Below are 2,427 nucleotides of genomic sequence, written 5' to 3' on the forward strand. Positions count from 1 at the left end.
CGATGTGGAAGAACTTGATCGAGCTCTTGAGAAGATCAGTCGACCTACCCGCCTGGGGTTCAGTGGAAGTCTGACTCATGCGTTTTCGCCCTCCTTCGGGGATACAGAGCGCGGGACCCGGACCCTGTCGGTCGGGCACCCCTCGTCGTCACACGGTGGTTCCTGTGCGATGTTGAGCAGAGAGTGTCGCCTGGGTGACCACCGAACCATGTTCAGATGCGACATAGTGGCGCGGGGATCGTGTGCACTCCCTACGCCTGCGGCGCGGTGGTCGCCGGATCCGCCCGGCCCCGCGCTCGGTGAGGCGGCTCCTTGCGGGGGGTTCTGGCGGCGTCCCCGGCCGAGCAGGAGTGCGCAGCCCCGGCACGTCCGTGGCCGCAGGGTCCGAAGGTCTGTGATCCCGGACCGCAGGGACCGGACAGGGTGCACGGATGCACGGATGCACGGACCACGAGCAACGGACTGGCGCCGGCCTCTATTGATCGGACTCGGTCGACCGTCGAATCATCGGGCAGTCGGTCGTTGCGGGCATCGGCGTCAGTCTGCGTCCGACGACATGTCACCGACCGGTCCAGGCATCGAAGGGCGCGTCGATCGCGGCCCTCGACTCACGCACTACTCGAGGGAGACCCATAACAGACATCAGCCCCGGCTCCCGGCTCGCTGGTCGCACCGCGGTTGTCGCTGGGGCGGCATCGGGGAACGGCCTGGGGATCGCCCTGCGCCTCCTCGCCGAGGGCGCTTCGGTCGCATTCGTGGACCGCGACGCACAGCGCCTCGACGAGGTGGTCCCGAGCGGGGAACCACGTGCCCTGGCCGTGCCCGCGGACGTCACGGACGAGACCAGCATGCGCGACATGGTCGCCTCCGTGGTCGAGGCGTGCGGATCGCTGGACGTGCTGGTGAACAACGCGAGGATCGTCCGGTTCTCGGACTTCGACGACCTCGAGGTCGCGGAGTGGGAAGAGGTCTTCCGCGTCAACTCCACTGGACCCTTCCTCGCATCGAAGGCTGCCGTCCCCGCCATGAAGAGCTCGCTGGCACGGCGCGAGGGAACGGGCGCGATCGTGAACATCACGTCGACGGCGGCGCACGTGGTCCTCGCGAGCGCTGGACACCCGCAGGTGCACTACAACGCGTCGAAGGGCGCCCTCCACATGTTCAACCAGGGTCTCGCGATCGAGCTCGGATCGAGCCGGATCCGGGTCAACGCGGTGGCTCCCGGCATCGTGGAGACGCCCTTCGCCGCCCGCGCGATGCAGGACGAGCGGCTGCTCAGGTGGTACCTCGACTGGATCCCGCTCGGCCGCGTCGCACAGCCTTCAGATGTGGGAGCGGCCGTCGCCTACCTCGCGTCGGAGGACGCCTCCTACGTGACGGGCACGACGCTGTTCGTCGACGGGGGTTGGACCGCGCAGTAGCACCGGCGGAGATGCCGGGGTCGCCAGATCGCCGGCTATGTGACAGCGAATGCGAGAGGCAGGCTGAGGAGCGGAGATGGGTGCGTCACTGTCTGGTCGCCCTCGGGTGGGAATCACCGACGAGGAGCGATCAGTCGACCTGAATGTCCTGATCGAGGACTGTGTCGTCGTCGCGAGGCAGTACGCGCAGGCAGTCTGGGACGCGGGGGGATGCCCGTGATCCTCCCCGTGCTCACACCGGATGATGCAGAGGAGATCGTGGCTGGGCTCGATGGCCTGCTCCTGACCGGAGGCGGCGACGTCGAACCGGGAATCTATGGGGAGCAGTGGCACGACGCCACCTATGGCGTCGTGGGGGAACGCGACGCGTTCGAGATCGCGTTGGTGCGTGCAGTCCAGGATCTGAAACGATCGGCGCTGGGCATCTGCCGGGGCCTGCAGCTGCTCAACGTGGCGCACGGCGGGACGCTCGACCGGCACGTCTCCACGGACCACATCGAGCACTGGCAGCCCGGATTCGCGTCCGCCCACCACGTGACGATCACGGAGGAGTCGAGGCTCGGCAGCATCTTCGGCGGCGGTGAGCGGGTGGTCAACTCGTTCCACCATCAGGCGGCGGAGAAGGTGGGCGAAGGGCTCCGGGTCACGGCGACCGCGGCCGACGGAACCATCGAGGCCCTGGAAGTGATCGACGAGGACGAATGGCTCGTCGGTGTCCAGTGGCACCCGGAACGCCCGTGGCGGCCGGGGTCGCCCGACCTTCCGCTGTTCACCGCGCTGGTGACCGAGGCGCGACGCAGCAGGCTCGCCAGCCTGTGACGCGTGCCGGGTCGCCGGCTGGTCGCTCCCGTCGATCCCATCCCTCCGAGTACATCGGTGAACGTCTGTGGGCGACCAAGCCGACGCGCTCTGCGCCATAGCCCTCTCCGCGCGCCCGGAACCGGTCTGCGATCTAGGCTGACGCCGGTCGTCGGCGGGAACGATCGTGACCGCCCTGGGAGCCGTC

The 2,427-nt window shown here is 68.3% G+C and carries 2 protein-coding genes; both read left to right on the forward strand.

From position 1 onward, the window contains the following. Window positions 1-641 precede the first annotated feature (641 nt). Window positions 642-1,421, forward strand: a complete 780-nt coding sequence (locus ACFQGU_RS16985) for an SDR family NAD(P)-dependent oxidoreductase (RefSeq protein ID WP_386768886.1) — start codon at window positions 642-644, stop codon at window positions 1,419-1,421. A 210-nt stretch (window positions 1,422-1,631) separates the two neighbouring features. After that, the gene (locus ACFQGU_RS16990) at window positions 1,632-2,240 is read left to right on the forward strand and encodes a gamma-glutamyl-gamma-aminobutyrate hydrolase family protein (RefSeq protein ID WP_386768885.1); all 609 of its coding nucleotides are present in this window, start codon (window positions 1,632-1,634) and stop codon (window positions 2,238-2,240) included. Window positions 2,241-2,427: the final 187 nt, after the last annotated feature.

Origin of the sequence: Longivirga aurantiaca (assembly GCF_042660085.1) — a bacterium.
In the GTDB taxonomy this organism is placed as follows: Bacteria; Actinomycetota; Actinomycetes; order S36-B12; family CAIYMF01; genus Longivirga; species Longivirga aurantiaca.